A 14,924-nucleotide genomic window follows, 5' to 3' on the forward strand; every position below is an offset into this window, starting at 1 on the left:
TTGCGCAAGCGGACTCCTCCATACCGAATCCTGATTTATAGTGGCCCGCCACAATTCGAGGACCGCGCTTCATGTCTGAAAAACCAGTCGATTCGCTGAGCGAAAGCGAGGCCGCGGAGGAGCTGAAGCGGCTGGCGGCGGAGATCGCCGAGCACGACCGGCGCTACCATATGGAGGATGCGCCCACGATTTCGGACGCCGAATACGACGCACTGGCGCGGCGCAACCTTGCCATCGAGGGGCGCTTTCCCGATCTCGTTCGCGAGGATTCGCCGTCGCGTCGGGTCGGCGCGCCGCCGGCGGAAGGCTTCACCAAGGTGCGGCATGCCGTGCCGATGCTGAGCCTCGCCAAGGCCTATACCGACCAGGACGTGGCCGATTTCATCGAGCGTGGCCGGCGCTTCTTCGACCGCGACAAGGACCTCGATATCGCCTTCACGGCGGAGCCGAAGATCGACGGGCTGTCGGCATCGCTGCGCTATGAAAACGGCATCTTCGTGCAAGGCGCGACGCGCGGCGACGGCGCGGTCGGCGAGGACATCACCGCTAATCTCAAGACCATCGCCGACATCCCGAAGAAGTTGCAGGGCTCGGGCTGGCCGGAGGTCATCGAAATCCGCGGCGAGGTCTACATGACCTACGCGGAGTTCGAGGCTTTGAAGCAGCGCTCGGCAGCTATTGGCGGCCAGGACTATGTCAATCCCCGCAACACGGCGGCCGGGTCGCTGCGCCAGAAGGATCCAGCCGTCACCGCCAGCCGCAATCTGAAATTCTTCGCCTATGCCTGGGGCTACACGACGGCGGATCCCGCTCCGACCCAGTACGATTCCGTGCAGAAATTCAAGGAATGGGGATTCCAGGTCAGTCCGCTGATGGTGCGGGCGAAGTCGATCGACGACCTCATCGCGCACTATCATCGGATCGAGGAGCAGCGTTCTTCGCTGGGCTACGACATCGACGGCGTCGTCTACAAGGTCGACCAGCTCGAGCTGCAGCGCCGCTGGGGTTTTGTGACCGGCGAGCCGCGCTGGGCAGTTGCCCACAAATTCCCGGCCGAACAGGCGATGACGACGGTCGAGAAGATCGACATCCAGGTGGGCCGCACCGGCACGCTGGCGCCGGTGGCGCGGCTGGCGCCGGTGACGGTCGGCGGCGTGGTGGTGGAAAACGTCACGCTGCACAATGAAGATTACATCAAGGGTTTTGACAGCAATGGGCAGCCGATCCGCGATGGCACTGACGTTCGCATCGGCGACACGGTGGTGATCCAGCGGGCAGGGGACGTCATCCCGCAGATCGTCAGGGTCGTCGTCGACAAGCGGCCGGCCGATGCGGTGCCGTATGAGTTCCCGCACACCTGCCCGGTCTGCGGCTCTCCGGCGACGCGCGAGATCAACGAGAAGACCGGCAAGGAGGATTCGCGGCGCCGCTGCACCGGCGAGCTGATCTGCGCAGCGCAGGCCGTGGAGGGGCTGCGCCACTTCGTGTCGCGCGGCGCGCTCGATATCGAGGGCCTCGGCGCCGAAAACATCGACCTGTTCTTCAATGCCGGGTTGGTCAAGACCGCCGCCGACATCTTCACGCTGAAGGACCGCCGGCCGGCCGTCACCAAGGCGCTGGCGGAGCGGCGTGAGGAGCAGGCGAGACTGCGCGAGGCCGCATCGGGCAAGACGCGCAAGAATGTGCGCAGCGTCGAAGATCGCAACTACGAAGGCCTCGACAAGCTGTTCGCAGCCATCGACGCGCGCCGCGAGCCGGAGCTCGACCGCTTCATCTTCGCGCTCGGCATCCGCCATATCGGCGAGACCACGGCGGCGGTGCTTGCCCGCCAGTTCTCGACCATCGAGGAACTGATCCGCGTCGGCAAAGAGACGGCGAAGGCGCAGGATCCGCATGACGTGTTCCCGTCGATCAACGGCATCGGCGACACCGTCATCAACGCCTTGCGCGATTTCTTCGGCAATGAGCGCAATGACGACGTGCTCGATGCGCTGCTGGCGCAAGTCCATCCTAAGCCCTATGTGGTCGAGATCTCGACCGGCAGCGAAGTTTCCGGCAAGACGGTGGTGTTTACCGGCACGCTGGAAAAGATGACGCGCTCCGAGGCCAAGGCGATGGCGGAGCGCCTGGGGGCGAAGGTCGCCGGCTCGGTTTCGGCCAAGACCGATCTGGTGGTGGCGGGTCCGGGCGCCGGGTCCAAGCTCAAGGTTGCGAGCGATCTCGGCATCGAGGTGATCGACGAGGACACCTGGCTGCAGCGCATCGGCAGGGGCGGCTGATGGCCGGAGCGTTCAAGGGTTTTGGCGAGAAGGCCATTCCGTTCCTCAAGGCGCTCGACTTCCACCAGAGCCGCGAATGGTTCCAGGAAAACCGCGGCCTGTACGAGAGTGAGCTGCACGAACCGTTCTGCGATCTCATCGAGGCACTCAGCGAGCGTTTCGCCGCGGCGAGGCTTGGCCTGCGCGGCGACCGCAAGAAGTCGCTGTTCCGCATTAATCGCGACGTTCGCTTCTCCAAGGACAAGCGCCCCTACAATCGGCATTTGTCGGCAATCCTGTCGCCCGACGGCACCAAGATGGAGCAGGGCGTATTCTATGTGCATATCGGGCTTGAGCGCTGCTTTGCCGGCGTCGCCTGGTGGCAGCCCGGACCGGAGTTGCTGCAGGCGATGCGCAAGGCGATCGTGACGAAGCCGGCCGCCTTCCGCGCCATGGTTTCAGCGCTGAAAAAGGCTGGGCTGGAGCTGGATAGGGAAGATTGCCTGAAGCGGGCGCCGCGCGGTTTCGAGGACGTCAGCGAAGCCGATCTCGCGCAAGCCGTCCGCAACCGCCATTTCGTCGTGCGGCATGATATTGATCCCGAAACCATCTACATGGCGGCGCTGGTTGACGATCTCGTCGGCTTCACCTTGTGCGCCAATCCGCTGCTCGATTGGGGCAGGGCGATCCAGGGCAAGGCTGCCTGAGCGCTCAAGCCCGGCAATCAGTTCCGCTGATCGTCGGCTCAAGCGAATTGGTGTGACAAGCGGGGCGACGCTCCCTAAATCAAGCCGTTCAAGGGAGCAGTTGGATGACGGCGGAAGCAATCTCCGAAAGCCGTGCGAGGAGCGATTTCTGGGACGGCGTGCGGTTGTCGATGCCGGTCGTGGTCGCCTCAGCGCCGTTCGCGATCCTGTTCGGCGCGATTGCCGTGGACAACGGGTTTTCGGTCCTGGAAGCATTCCTCATGAGCGCGCTGATCTTCGGCGGCGCCAGCCAGATGGTCGGCATCGAATTGTTCGGCCAGCATGTCGCGCCCTGGCTGATCGTGCTCTCGATCTTCGCGGTGAATTTCCGTCACGTGCTCTATTCCGCCGGCATCGGCCGGCGCATGGCGCATTGGCCGCTGCTGCAGCAGGCGCTAGGCTATTTCATCCTGACCGATCCGCAATATGCCGTGGCCGAGGCGCGCGCGGCCTCCGGCCGATCGGTCGGGTTCGTCTGGTATCTCGGGCTCGGCCTGCCGGTCTATGTGTTCTGGGTGGCCGAAAGCGCGCTCGGCGCGGTCTTCGGCAAGATGATCCCGGATACCCATGCGCTGGGCATCGATTTCCTGCTGCCGATCTATTTCCTCGGCCTGGTTCTCGGCTTCCGCAAACGGCCGCTGTGGCTGCCGGTGGTCGTCGCCAGCGCGGCCGCCTCGATCGTCGCCTACAAGACGGTCGGCTCGCCGTGGCATGTCTCGATCGGCGCCATTGCCGGCGTCCTTCTGGCGGTCATTCTGCCGCCGCATCATAGCGGCGTGGGGAAGCGCACATGAGCACGACCTTCTGGATCATCCTCGCCGGCGCCGTCGCCACCTATCTCACCCGTGTTGGCGGCCATCTCGTCATCTCGCGCTTCGAGACCGTCCACCCGCGCGTCGAGGCCGGCCTCAACGCCGTGCCGGCCGCTGTGCTGACGACACTTGTGGCGCCTGCCGCGCTCGGCGCCGGACCGGCCGAATGGGCAGCGCTGATCGTCACCGCGCTGGTGTCGCTGCGCGGCGGCCTGATGGCGATGTTTCTGGGCGGCGCGGCGGTGCTGATCGTCGCCAGGCAGTTCGTCGGCTAGAAGTCAGATCTTGGCGTCGTGCGGCAGCGGCGCCGTGGCTTTCTCCAGCCAGGCCAGCGTCTCGCCGTCCACCATCGGACCGATCTCGGCCAGAACCCGCGCGTGATACTGGTCGAGCCAGTGCAACTCGTCGCGGGTCAGCAAGTCGCTGCGGATGAGGCGCTTGTCGATCGGCGCCAGCGTCAGCGTCTCGAAGCCGTGCATGGCGATGTCGCCGCCCTCGATCTGCTCGGCAGGCGTGACCAGGATCAGGTTCTCGATGCGAATGCCGTAGGAGCCTTCCTTGTAATAGCCCGGCTCGTTGGACAGCATCATGCCGGCAAGCAGTTTCTCGGTGCCGGTGCGGGCAATGCGCTGCGGGCCCTCATGCACGGCCAGGTATGAGCCGACGCCATGGCCGGTGCCGTGGGCGAAGTCGCAGCCGTGCTTCCACAGCGCCACGCGGGCAACGGCATCGATTTCCGAACCGCGCGTGCCAGCCGGAAAGCGCAGCGTCGAGATGCCGATCATGCCCTTCAGCACCAGCGTGAAGCGCTCGCGCATCTCCTCAGTCGGCAGGCCGATCGGCACGGTGCGGGTGATGTCGGTGGTGCCGTCCTGGTATTGTCCGCCGGAATCGAGCAGGAACAGCTCGCCGCTTTGGAGCTTGCGGCTAGTGGCGCGGGAGACGCGGTAGTGCATGATGGCGCCGTTCGGGCCGGCGCCGGAAATCGTGTCGAAGGAGACGTCGCGCAGCGGCATCTGCGTTTCCTCGCCGGTCTGCCGCCGCACCTCCTCGAGTTTGGTCACGACGTCGATCTCGTCGAGCGTATCCGGCTTCTGCCGGTCGAGCCAGCAGAGCAGCTTGGCGACTGCGGCGCCGTCGCGACGATGCGCGGCGCGGCTGCCGGCGACCTCGGCCTGGTTCTTGGTGGCGCGCGGAATGCGGGCGGGGTCTGGCGCAGGGACAACGGTGCCGCCATTGCCCTCGACCAGCATCTTGAGCTTTTCCGCCGCCAGCACGGGATCGAGCGCGATTTTTGCGCCGTCCTTGGCAAGCTCAGCGACGGCTGCCTCGAACGCGCCGGGATCGTACGGATCGGCGAGCTGGGTGAGATAGGCCGCGACCTGGCGCGAAAATTTGCGCTGGTCCATGAAGAGTTGATGCTTGCCGTCGGCGGCAAGAATGGCGAAGCCGAGCGCCAGCGGCGTATGCGCCACGTCGCCGCCGCGGATGTTGAAGGCCCAGGCGATGGAAGAAGGGTCGGTGAGCACGGCGTGCGTCGCGCCCTCCTTTTCGATCGCGCCCGCCAGCCGCGCCAGCTTGTCCTTGGCGAGTTCGCCGGCGAAGGCGATCGGATGGAGTTCCACGGGTGCGCGCGGCGGCTCGGGCTGATCTTCCCAGATGATGTCGATCGGATTCTTGTCGAGCGGCACCAGTGTCGCGCCGGACTGCTCGGCCGAGGCTTTCAATGCCTTGATCTCGCCGATCGTGTGCAGCCAAGGGTCGAAGCCGAGCCTAGCCCCTTTGCCGAGTTTGTCCTTGATCCAGGAGGCCGGCGGATTGTCGACGAGGCTCTCGACGGTGAAGATCGAAAGATCGACCTCATTGCGCACCTGCAGCGTGTAGCGGCCGTCAACGAAGATGAAGGCGCGGTCGCGCAGTATGATGGCGACGCCCGCTGAGCCGGAAAAGCCGGTCAGCCATTTCAGCCGGGCCGAGCGGTCGGCGACATATTCGCCCTGATGCTCGTCGGCGCGCGGCACCATGAAGCCGTCCAGCTTGTTCTCGGCCAGCCATTGGCGCAGCGTCGCCACGCGCGGCTTGCCGACAGCCGGATCGCCGGCGGAATCAAAGGTCTGGAACATTTTGCCGCATCTCCTGGAATGGCTCGTGCGACCGTAGCTCAAGGTCTTCGAAACCGGAATCGATTTCGACAGGGCCAGTTTTGAACAGTCCGGTTTTCAGCGCTTGAGGTGGATGGTCACCCAGCCCTCGCGGTGCAAGGTGCGGACGTGGCGGAAGCTCTGGCCGACATAGGCCGAGATCACCGCATCGCGCTGACGGTCGAGAATGCCGGAGAGCACCAGCGAGCCGCCGAGCCTGATGTGCCTGGCCATCTCGGGCGCCAACCGCATCAGCGGGCGCGCCAGGATATTGGCGACGATGAGGTCGAAGGGCGCGCGCCTGGCGAAGATCGGATGGTGGAAGCCGGGCGCCGTCACCGTCTCGACAAGCGCCTTCACGTGATTGAGTCGCGCATTGGTCGCAGCGACGCGAACGGCGACCGGATCGATGTCGGTCGCCAGCACCGGAATGTGCGCGAGCTTGGCCAGCGCTATCGCCAGCACGGCACTGCCGGTGCCGAGGTCGAGCGCGTTGCCGGGGCGTTCGCGCAGCACCACCTGTTCCAGCAGTTCGAGGCAGCCGGCCGTGGTGCCGTGATGGCCGGTGCCGAAGGCAAGACCCGCCTCGATCTCAATGGCGAGGTCACCGCTGCGGCGCTTGTCGCGATCATGCGCGCCGTGGACAAAGAAACGCCCGGCGCGGACCGGCTTCAGTCCTTCGAGCGAGCGTGCAACCCAGTCGATGTCGGGGAGCGCCTCGCGCTCGACCGGCTTCGGCAGGGCGAGGTCCGCGAGTATGCGGTTGATCCGGACTGCGACGGCATCGACATTGCCATCGGCATAGAGCGACACTTCGTGGATGTCATTGGCCTCGTCGACCTCCAGCAGGGCAAGCGGCAGGCCTTCGTCCTCGAAGGCTGCATCAAGCGCCGCGAAGATGCGGTCAGCCTCGGCCTTGCCCGCGGTGAAATGGAACCTGGTCTGCCCCATCAGGGCGAATCATGTTTGAGCGTGATCATTTCCGAGAACCGGTTCCACTTGTTACTACGCAAACCTTCGGTTCGGGATCACGCCTGGCCGCCTGCTGCGAGCCGCTTCAGCTTCGCAATAGCCGTGTCGGCGCTTTCGCCATAGGCGATGGTGCCGGCGAACTCGCCCTTGGCGTTGAGGAGCAGCACGGAGGCCGTGTGGTCCATCGTGTAATCGCCGTCGCCGGTGTCGACCTTCTTCCAATAGATGCCGAAGGCCTTGGCCATTGCATGCACCTTGTCCGGATCGCCGGTGATGCCGGTGATGCGGTCGGAGAAGTTGCCGACGTAGGAATTGATGATCTGCGGCGTGTCCCGCTCCGGGTCGACCGTGACGAAGTAGGCGTTGAGGTTCTTGCCGCTGTCGCCCATCGTCTTCAGCCAGCCGGCCATTTCGAACAGCGTTGTCGGGCAGACTTCCGGACAATGCGTGAAGCCGAAGAAGACCACGCTTGGGTGGCCCCGGAACGCGGCCTCGGTGATCGGCGCGTTCTTCTGGTCGATCAGTGTGAACGGTGCGCCGTAGGGCTCGCTACTGTACAATTTCCTGTACCACTGGAATGTCATAACGCCAGTGATCGCAACCATCAGCACCAAGATGCCTACGAGGATGAATCGCATTATGGGCGAGGGTTGGTTAGCCATGTCTGTCTGCCGAAGGCGAGCTAGAGGAGTGTTCGGAACAGCGGCTTGTCGATGGTTTATTGAAACCGCGGTTCATGCTCGTATCACCATAGTTATTTGAAAGAATGACTCAAAGGTGTCGCGATGCCGCAAGGATACCGGCGCTTGTATCAAGCATGAGGCGCGTCGCAATACAAATGTCGAACGCTGCTCCAATGACACGGGAACGTGGTTGCAAACTGGGCAGTCTTATCCCACCTGACATCGGCTAAACGCAAACCCGAGGAGGCTGCCTTGCGAAAACTGATCGGCTTGATTGCCGCCTGCATTGCCCTCGGCGCCGGCGCAGCGATGGCGGACGAGGTCGGCAAGGTCGGCGTCGACTGGGTCGGCAACGACATCATGATCGACGCGATCAAGGATCCAAAGGTCGACGGCGTCACCTGCCACGTCGCCTATTTCGACCGCAGCATCATCGATCGGTTGCACAAGGGCAACTGGTTCGAGGATCCGTCGGACTCGTCGATCTCCTGCCGCCAGACCGGACCGATCACCATCGGCGACATCGACATGAGCGAGCGCGGCGAAGAGGTGTTCAAGCAGGGCCTCAGCCTGATCTGGAAGAAACAGGTGGTGAACCGCATCTACGACAAGAAGAACGAGACGCTGATCTATCTCTCGCACTCGCGCCAGGTGCAGAACGGCTCGGCGAAGATGTCGGTCACGACCGTGCCGCTCTATGGCCAGAACGTCGTGTGGACCAAGGGCAAGCCGCAATAGGCTCCGATCCGCCCGGATGATTGGTCACGCTTGCGGGGCCAATCGCTCGGGCGTAAAGCCGCGCCATGGATCGTCCTGAACATCTCGTCGCGAAAGATCCCGAGCCGCGCATCCATCCGACCGCGGAGCTGAAGGGGTGCAAGCTTGGCCGTTATGCATCGGTCGGCGAGCGGGTGATCCTGCGCGACGTGACGGTCGGCGATTTTTCCTATTTCGAGCGTCATTCGGAAGCGATCTACACGACGATCGGCAAGTTCTGCTCCATCGCCGCCAACAGCCGTATCAACGCGCTCGAGCATCCGATCGAGCGGCTGACCCAGCACAAGGTGAGCTACCGGCCCAACGAATATTTCCGCTGGCTTGGCGTCGACGCGGCATTTCGAGAGCGGCGGCAGGCAAAGCCGGTCAGCATCGGGCACGATGTCTGGATCGGCCATGGCGCCGTCATCATGCCAGGCATCACGATCGGCAATGGTGCCGTCATCGGTGCCAACGCGGTGGTGACGCAGGATGTGCCGCCTTACGCTGTCGTCGCCGGCGTTCCGGCCAAACCCTTGCGCCAGCGCTTTAGCGCCGACGTGGCGGCGCGCATTGAAGACCTCGCCTGGTGGGACTGGACGCCGGAAAAACTCGCCAGGGCGATCCCGGACATGCAGTCGTTGCCGATCGAGGCCTTCCTCGATCGTTGGGAAAACGCCGCGACCTGAACCCGTGAAGCGCCCCTCCGCCATGCGGGGGGAGCAGCTGAAGGGGCCGGAGGTAAGCCGCCGTGAAGCGGAACGAGCAGGCTTTTCGACCTGCACCGGCACCATGGCAACAACGCATAAGGTGTTTTTTCGTCGGCATGCGCCTCTCGCGTGTATGCGATTGCAGGCGGAAAATCGGGTCGGCGGGAACCGGAGAGGCCGGCCCTTGTTTCTCTCGAAATGCCGCGCTCTTGCGTTTTGTGAGGACTGGATGATCGAAAAGCTTTTCACCAAGGTTGCCAATTGGGTGGCTCACCTGGCCGGTATGCCTTTGACTTTTGCCGTCTGCGTTCTGATCGTAGTGATCTGGGCCGCGACTGGCCCGGTCTTCGGCTTCTCGGATACCTGGCAACTGGTGATCAACACCGGGACAACCATCATCACCTTCCTGATGGTGTTCCTGATCCAGAACACGCAGAACCGCGATGGCGCCGCAATCCAGACCAAGCTCGACGAGTTGATTCGCGTCAGCGAGGCCCACAACCATTTCATCGGCATCGAGCACCTGACGGAATCGGAGGTCGAGGAGATCCGCGCCAAATGCGAAGCGGCGGCAAAACGGCACGACCGCAAAATCGCCGAAACAGCGGCCAAGCAGGCTATGACGATAAAAAACGGTTCCGGGCGCGACCGCAAGATCGCTGAGGCGGCCGCCAACAAGACCGTGCCACGGAAGGCAAGCTCTAAGAGGAAGGCGCCGCCTGAACGGCCCGTCAGCGGTTCATAAAGGCGGCGAAAGCGTCCTTGTGATCCGGATGCCAGCGCGACAAAGCGGGGCGGTTTTCGATGATGTCGCCGATCGCCCAGGCCATGCGCTTTTCATCCATGGGCCGAGCGACCTCGTTGTCCGGGCAAAGGATGTAGAAGTCGTCCTGCTTGAGCGATGCCAGCATGAAATCGATCACCTGCTCGCCCGTCCAGGCGCCGGCCGGCTTTTCCGTCGCGCCCTCGGTCAGGCCGGTATAGGTGAAGCCGGGGATCAGCAAATGCGCGGAAAGCTTCGCTCCAGGCTCGTTGCGCAACGCATGGGCCAGGCCCTCGGTGAAGGTCTTCACGCCCGCCTTGGAGACGTTGTAGGCGAGATTGCCGGGCGGCGTGGTGATGCCTTGCTTGGATCCGGTGTTGATGATCAGGCCGGGCTCGCCCGCAGCCAGCATGCGCGGCGCAAAGGCCTCGACACCATGCACGACGCCCCAGAAATTGATGTCCAGCAGCCGTTTCCAGGCTTCACGATTTTCCCACGGCTTGCCGGGATTGTTGCCGACGCCGGCATTGTTCATCATTACCGAAATCGCACCGAATGCACCGTAGGCGAGGTCCGCGAGCCGGTCGACTTCCTCGGCCTTGGAGACGTCGGTGGGGATAGGGAGAACGGCATCGTCCCCGGCAATGACGGCGACCGCCTGCCGGGCCTGGTCGAGGCGCACGCCGCCTATGTCGGCAAGCACGGTCTTCATGCCCATGGCCGCGAAGCGCTTCGCGGCGGCCAGGCCTATGCCGCTGGCGCCGCCGGTGATGACGGCGACATTGCCGGAGGCGAAAGCGGGCAGGGCGGTCTGGATTTCGGCGTCGCTGGTCATGGTTGATGTCCTTATTCCGGGTCGAGCCGAACTTAACGCCGGTCAGGGGCGAGGCAAGCCTTGATCGCTGCAATGATCGACGGCGGTACCGCCAATGGGTTGACCGCAGCAGCTTGCCCCGCGCATGCTGCCGGAAAAGGAGTTCGGCATTGACCGATTGGATCAGAATCCTGAAGGAGCAGACCGCCACCGGCGAAGAGATGGGCCGGGATGTGCCGAAGATGCTCGCCAACCCCGATATCAGCGAGGCGCAGGTCAAGACCCTGTTTTCGGCACTGGAGCAACAGGCGGACTTCGCGGAAAAGCTGCGCCTGGCGCTGGAGAAGTTCGGCCATGACTTTCCCGTCATCAAGGCCGCAGAGCGGCTGGAAGAGCGCTATGCCGACCTTGCCGCCTCGGCGGCAGAAAAACTGAAAGCGATGCGGCAGTAAGAACCCGCTATCTTTCCACGAGACGCTCGAACCGCCTGTCCGGAGTGAACCAGATAATTGCCACCAGGACGTAGATCGCCACGCTGATCCACTGGCTGAACGAGGTCAGCAGAATGGCGGCAATGTAGAACGCCAGCGAAATGTTACCCTTGCGGTCATGGCCCACGGCTCTGGCGAAGGTAGTGTCGGCACCGTGCAGGTGGCGAAGCTTGAAGACCAGGATGGTATAGGCAACGGCGCAAAGCGCGAGGTCGATGCCGTAGACGGCGACCGGCACCGGGGCGAAGTGGTTCTCGCCCATGAAGGCGGTCGTCACCGGCATCAGCGACAGCCAGAACAGGAGGTTGAGGTTGGCCCACAGCACCCGGCCGTCGACACGCTGCACGGTATGGAACATGTTGTGCAGATTGTTCCAGTAAATGCCGACATTGATGAAGGACAAGACGTAGCAGAAGAAGATCGGCCAAAGCGGCGCCAGCGCGGCAAGGTCCTCGCCATGCGGCACTTTAAGCTCCAGCACCATGATCGTGATGATGATAGCGACAACGCCATCGGTGAAGGCTTCGACCCGGCCCTTGCCCATGGTTCTTCCCTCCTCGTTTAACGAACGTTACGGGAGGATTTCGCGCGAGACCATACTGCCATAACTGTCAGGAGAGCGTTCGGCATTCGGAACAGCCGCAATTGCGCGGACGTTGGGCTTGCAACCAAGCGGAGGTCGCGATGGCCGGCTACACTCAAACCATGAAGCGCGACAACGAACTTGGCGGCGGTGTCGCAAGAGCCGCGGTTGCCGCTATGATAGCTGCACTGTTTGCCGGCAGCACGGCTCTGACGCCACTCTATGTCATCTATAAACAAGCCTTCGGGTTCTCGCAGATCACCCTGACATTGGTCTATGCCGTCTATGTGGTCGGCAATTTGGCCGCACTTCTGTTTTTCGGCCGATTGTCGGATGTCATCGGTCGCCGTCCGGCAGCCATGGCGGCGATGGGCGTGGCCGTGGTCAGCGCGCTGTTTTTCCTCTTGGCTGAAAACCTGATGTGGCTCGACATCGCCCGTATCCTCAGCGGGCTCGGCATCGGGATCGGCGCGGGAACCGGCACCGCTTGGCTCGCTGAGCTGATCGAAGGGGAGGACAAGTCACGCGCGGCTGTCATCGCTACCAGCACCAATTTCGTCGGTCTCGGGGCCGGCGCACTGATGTCGGGATTGCTCGCCCAATACGCGCCTTGGCCGCTCAGGCTGACATTTGCCGTTTATCTGGTCCTGCTTGCGCTGATCACGCTGCTGATCTGGCGCACTCAGGAAACAGTCTCCAGGCCCGGACGACTCTCCGACGTCTCAATGCAGCCGCGGCTTTCGGTCCCCGACAAAATCCGCGCGCAATTCGTGGCGCCGGCGGTGACCGGCTTCGGCGCCATGGCGCTGGTCGGTTTCTACGCCGCGCTCGCGCCAAGCATTCTGGCACAGCAGCTCCATGCGACCAACCACGCCGAGGCCGGCGGGCTGTTCTTCGAACTGTCGATCGTGGCAGCGGCGGCGATCCTGGCGACAGCGCGCCTGTCCAGTCGCTTCACGATGCTCGCCGCGCTAGTTCTGATGGTCCCGACCGTGGCGCTGATCGTCGCGGCGCAGGCCTTCGCCTCCATGACGATGATGATCGTTGCCACAGGCTTTTGCGGCGTGGCGGCGGCACTCGGCTATCGCGGTGGCCTGCAGGTGGTGAACCAGATCGCGCCGGGCGACCGACGCGCCGAAGTGGTCTCGGCCTTCTTCATCTGCTGCTTCTGCGGCAATGCGCTGCCGGTCATCGGCATCGGCGTGCTGTCGGGTTGGACGAGCGCGACGGTGGCAAGCCTGGCCTTCGCCGGCATGATCACCATCTTCTCGCTGGTGGCGCTCGGGTTCGGCGCCAGATACGCGCGATAGTTCACCCTTTCGGTGTCTCGACGAGATTGGCGCGCCGGCGCGGCACGCCGAACCCGGTGTCCAGCGGCTCGCCTGCGGCCGGAGGGTCTTCGGAGATGGGGCCGCTTGTCAGGTCGCCGGTCCCCGGCGAGCGGGCTTGTTGTCGTCCATGGCGGGCACCGAAGATGCATCAGGCCCGCGATGGTATCGCAGCCTGATGCTTCTGCATCCGTTGGGGCTGGGCCAGATGCCTTCGCAACTAGTTTGCGGCGAGACTGTTCCCCGACAGGCCGGGCAGGGTAACCTGATAGACCAGGAAGGTGGTGTCGACATCGGCGCCATCCTCGGCCTTGTACGGGGCGCCGACCTGGAAGCCGTCCTGGGTCAGAAAGTCGTTGTCGTTCGCGACGAACAGGAAATAGTCGTCGGGCAGCTTCGGGTCCAGCACGCTCACCAGCGACATCGCCTCCCACTTCTCCGAGAGGTTGTTCCTGTCGTTCGGCGCGCCGTTGTGCAGGCCGAAACGGCCGAGTTCGCCCTTGTCGTTGATGTCGATGAACGAGGTGAGCTTGGCCGGCGTCACCGACGGATCGAGCACGCCTTTCGGCGCAACCGGCTTGTCGGCGGCGTCGAATGGGCCGTTGGCGATATCGGTGGCCGCGGACAGGTCGACGATCTCGATCTTGCGGTAGACCGACTCGGCGTCCTTCAGCCCCTGGCCGTTGCCGCTGTCGCGTGCCAGCATCAAAAAGCTCTTGTCGGACAGCGCCACGATCTCGCTCTGCGCGGCCACCTTGGTCTTGCCCTTGGCGTCCTTGAACACCGGCAGCGGCACGACATATTCGTGCGCCAGCTTGAGGTGGGCAAGGTCGGAGCCGTCATAGACCAGCGCGCGGGCATGCCGGCGGGTCGAGCCGGAATCGCCGCCATCCTGGCGCGGCGCCGACTGCAGCACGACGATCAGGAACTTGCCGTCCGGCGTCATCGACATGCCTTCGAGGCCCTGATTGTTCTGGCGGCCGGTCTCGGGATCCTTGGGATCCGGCTCGGCGGCACCCGGGCCAGGATTGTCGGAAGCGAAGTTCGGCTTGCCATGGCGCATCGGCACCAGGGCCGCCGGCGGCTGCGTCGCCGAGATCAGGCGGCCGTCGGCCGAAAAGCGATAGATGTTGGGGCCATATTCGTCGGAAATGAACATGGTGCCGTCGGGCAGGCGCACGATCGCCTCGTCGTCGAGCGAAAGCTTGCCGTTGTCGGCCTGCGGCAGGATCGGCATGTCGCCGGCAGCGGGGCGCACGCCGTTGAGCGGGTCGAGGCCGGTGGCGTCGGCGCCCTTGTCGTCGGTCAGAAGCATGGTGTCGGCGAGCGTTGTCTTGACGCCCGACTGTTCCTGGCCGGCGGCGGGCGCCGCGCCCGGAGCGGTCGGGGTCAGCTCGATTGCAATGGTGTTCAAGCGGGGCCGGTAGTCGGTGGTGCCGGCGACGTTGTAGCCGCGGTCCGGCAGCAGCCAGAGCGAGCCTTTGTAGCCGGCGCCGTCACGCGCCCAGCTCTCGGCGTCGATCGCCATGCCGGAGCCCGAACCAAAGGTCTCGCCGAGCTTGTCCTTCTGGCTGGCGGGGATGCGGCCAACGCCGACTAGCCCTTTGTTGACATAGCCAACACCCTCGGCGAGCGCAGGGCTGAGGACGGTGAACAGGGCGAGTGCCGCGCCAAGCGCGACGGTTCGGTTGAGGTGCTTCATGATGTCCCCCATGTGACGAGCAGAGCCGGAATGGCAAGACATCGGGTCTAGGACGCGAACATGATACTTGCGTGACAGGAGTGGGGCTCCTTCCTTCTCCCCATGTGGGAGAAGGTGGATCGGCGCGCAGCGCCGAGACGGATGAGGGGTGTTCCAGCGGAGCGA

Annotated in this window: 15 protein-coding genes; 9 read left to right on the forward strand and 6 right to left on the reverse strand. The window is 63.9% G+C overall.

What is annotated here, in order from left to right:
- Positions 1–71: 71 nt before the first annotated feature.
- The 4 genes from ligA (at position 72) to CK218_RS22850 (ending at position 4,091) form a co-directional block, all read left to right on the forward strand.
- Positions 72–2,279: an NAD-dependent DNA ligase LigA gene (gene ligA, locus CK218_RS22835; protein WP_095828966.1), complete on the forward strand. Its 2,208-nt coding sequence runs from the start codon at positions 72–74 to the stop codon at positions 2,277–2,279.
- Positions 2,279–2,965 (forward strand): TIGR02453 family protein, encoded by a 687-nt coding sequence (locus CK218_RS22840; protein WP_095828967.1) that lies wholly within the window; start codon positions 2,279–2,281, stop codon positions 2,963–2,965. Before ligA ends, CK218_RS22840 begins: the two co-directional genes overlap by 1 nt.
- Before the next feature lie 104 nt (positions 2,966–3,069).
- Entirely contained in the window at positions 3,070–3,798 is a 729-nt protein-coding gene (locus tag CK218_RS22845; protein ID WP_066990778.1) for an AzlC family ABC transporter permease, read from the forward strand.
- Positions 3,795–4,091 (forward strand): AzlD family protein, encoded by a 297-nt coding sequence (locus tag CK218_RS22850; protein ID WP_066990781.1) that lies wholly within the window; start codon positions 3,795–3,797, stop codon positions 4,089–4,091. Before CK218_RS22845 ends, CK218_RS22850 begins: the two co-directional genes overlap by 4 nt.
- A 3-nt stretch (positions 4,092–4,094) precedes the next feature.
- Here the strand turns inward: CK218_RS22850 and CK218_RS22855 are convergent, their stop codons facing one another.
- The 3 genes from CK218_RS22855 to CK218_RS22865 all read right to left on the reverse strand — a co-directional run bounded on the left by CK218_RS22855 (position 4,095) and on the right by CK218_RS22865 (position 7,570).
- Positions 4,095–5,939: an aminopeptidase P family protein gene (locus tag CK218_RS22855; protein WP_095828968.1), complete on the reverse strand. Its 1,845-nt coding sequence runs from the start codon at positions 5,937–5,939 to the stop codon at positions 4,095–4,097.
- A gap of 96 nt (positions 5,940–6,035) precedes the next feature.
- A complete protein-coding gene (locus tag CK218_RS22860; RefSeq protein WP_095828969.1) occupies positions 6,036–6,908 on the reverse strand; it encodes a 50S ribosomal protein L11 methyltransferase in 873 nt (290 codons plus the stop codon).
- A gap of 77 nt (positions 6,909–6,985) precedes the next feature.
- On the reverse strand, positions 6,986–7,570 hold the full coding sequence (locus CK218_RS22865; RefSeq protein ID WP_095829013.1) for an SCO family protein: 585 nt from the start codon (positions 7,568–7,570) through the stop codon (positions 6,986–6,988).
- 351 nt (positions 7,571–7,921) lie between these two features.
- Between CK218_RS22865 and CK218_RS22870 the strand changes: the two genes are divergently transcribed.
- The 3 genes from CK218_RS22870 to CK218_RS22880 all read left to right on the forward strand — a co-directional run bounded on the left by CK218_RS22870 (position 7,922) and on the right by CK218_RS22880 (position 9,823).
- Complete coding sequence (locus CK218_RS22870) at positions 7,922–8,350, forward strand: CreA family protein (RefSeq protein ID WP_095779095.1); 429 nt, start codon at positions 7,922–7,924, stop codon at positions 8,348–8,350.
- Between the two features lie 65 nt (positions 8,351–8,415).
- Positions 8,416–9,057, forward strand: a complete 642-nt coding sequence (locus tag CK218_RS22875; RefSeq protein ID WP_095779030.1) for a DapH/DapD/GlmU-related protein — start codon at positions 8,416–8,418, stop codon at positions 9,055–9,057.
- A gap of 250 nt (positions 9,058–9,307) precedes the next feature.
- Positions 9,308–9,823: a low affinity iron permease family protein gene (locus CK218_RS22880; protein WP_066990799.1), complete on the forward strand. Its 516-nt coding sequence runs from the start codon at positions 9,308–9,310 to the stop codon at positions 9,821–9,823.
- Here the strand turns inward: CK218_RS22880 and CK218_RS22885 are convergent.
- A complete protein-coding gene (locus CK218_RS22885; RefSeq protein WP_095779029.1) occupies positions 9,810–10,676 on the reverse strand; it encodes an SDR family NAD(P)-dependent oxidoreductase in 867 nt (288 codons plus the stop codon). The genes CK218_RS22880 and CK218_RS22885 overlap by 14 nt on opposite strands.
- A 149-nt stretch (positions 10,677–10,825) precedes the next feature.
- On the opposite strand from CK218_RS22885, the gene CK218_RS22890 reads away from it, so the two are divergent.
- On the forward strand, positions 10,826–11,107 hold the full coding sequence (locus CK218_RS22890; protein ID WP_095828970.1) for a hypothetical protein: 282 nt from the start codon (positions 10,826–10,828) through the stop codon (positions 11,105–11,107).
- A gap of 7 nt (positions 11,108–11,114) precedes the next feature.
- On the opposite strand, the gene CK218_RS22895 is transcribed toward CK218_RS22890, so the two are convergent.
- A complete protein-coding gene (locus CK218_RS22895; RefSeq protein ID WP_095828971.1) occupies positions 11,115–11,690 on the reverse strand; it encodes a TMEM175 family protein in 576 nt (191 codons plus the stop codon).
- Positions 11,691–11,830: 140 nt separating this feature from the next.
- On the opposite strand from CK218_RS22895, the gene CK218_RS22900 reads away from it, so the two are divergent.
- Positions 11,831–13,039 carry an MFS transporter gene (locus CK218_RS22900; protein ID WP_095828972.1) on the forward strand — a complete coding sequence of 403 codons (1,209 nt, stop codon included), beginning with the start codon at positions 11,831–11,833 and terminating at the stop codon, positions 13,037–13,039.
- Positions 13,040–13,277: 238 nt separating this feature from the next.
- Here CK218_RS22900 and CK218_RS22905 read toward each other — a convergent pair whose 3' ends face one another.
- Positions 13,278–14,759, reverse strand: a complete 1,482-nt coding sequence (locus CK218_RS22905; RefSeq protein ID WP_095829014.1) for an esterase-like activity of phytase family protein — start codon at positions 14,757–14,759, stop codon at positions 13,278–13,280.
- Positions 14,760–14,924 lie beyond the last annotated feature (165 nt).

It is taken from the genome of Mesorhizobium sp. WSM3879 (assembly GCF_002294915.1).
GTDB lineage: Bacteria > Pseudomonadota > Alphaproteobacteria > Rhizobiales > Rhizobiaceae > Mesorhizobium.

Excerpts from the sequence above, each read along its gene's own strand:
- CK218_RS22870 (WP_095779095.1), top strand. The coding sequence starts at position 7,922 with ATGGCGGACGAGGTCGGCAAGGTCGGCGTCGACTGGGTCGGCAACGAC.
- CK218_RS22845 (WP_066990778.1), top strand. The coding sequence starts at position 3,070 with ATGACGGCGGAAGCAATCTCCGAAAGCCGTGCGAGGAGCGATTTCTGG.
- ligA (WP_095828966.1), top strand. The coding sequence starts at position 72 with ATGTCTGAAAAACCAGTCGATTCGCTGAGCGAAAGCGAGGCCGCGGAG.
- CK218_RS22905 (WP_095829014.1), bottom strand. The coding sequence starts at position 14,759 with ATGAAGCACCTCAACCGAACCGTCGCGCTTGGCGCGGCACTCGCCCTG.
- CK218_RS22880 (WP_066990799.1), top strand. The coding sequence starts at position 9,308 with ATGATCGAAAAGCTTTTCACCAAGGTTGCCAATTGGGTGGCTCACCTG.
- CK218_RS22840 (WP_095828967.1), top strand. The coding sequence starts at position 2,279 with ATGGCCGGAGCGTTCAAGGGTTTTGGCGAGAAGGCCATTCCGTTCCTC.
- CK218_RS22860 (WP_095828969.1), bottom strand. The coding sequence starts at position 6,908 with ATGGGGCAGACCAGGTTCCATTTCACCGCGGGCAAGGCCGAGGCTGAC.
- CK218_RS22900 (WP_095828972.1), top strand. The coding sequence starts at position 11,831 with ATGGCCGGCTACACTCAAACCATGAAGCGCGACAACGAACTTGGCGGC.
- CK218_RS22850 (WP_066990781.1), top strand. The coding sequence starts at position 3,795 with ATGAGCACGACCTTCTGGATCATCCTCGCCGGCGCCGTCGCCACCTAT.
- CK218_RS22885 (WP_095779029.1), bottom strand. The coding sequence starts at position 10,676 with ATGACCAGCGACGCCGAAATCCAGACCGCCCTGCCCGCTTTCGCCTCC.
- CK218_RS22875 (WP_095779030.1), top strand. The coding sequence starts at position 8,416 with ATGGATCGTCCTGAACATCTCGTCGCGAAAGATCCCGAGCCGCGCATC.
- CK218_RS22855 (WP_095828968.1), bottom strand. The coding sequence starts at position 5,939 with ATGTTCCAGACCTTTGATTCCGCCGGCGATCCGGCTGTCGGCAAGCCG.
- CK218_RS22895 (WP_095828971.1), bottom strand. The coding sequence starts at position 11,690 with ATGGGCAAGGGCCGGGTCGAAGCCTTCACCGATGGCGTTGTCGCTATC.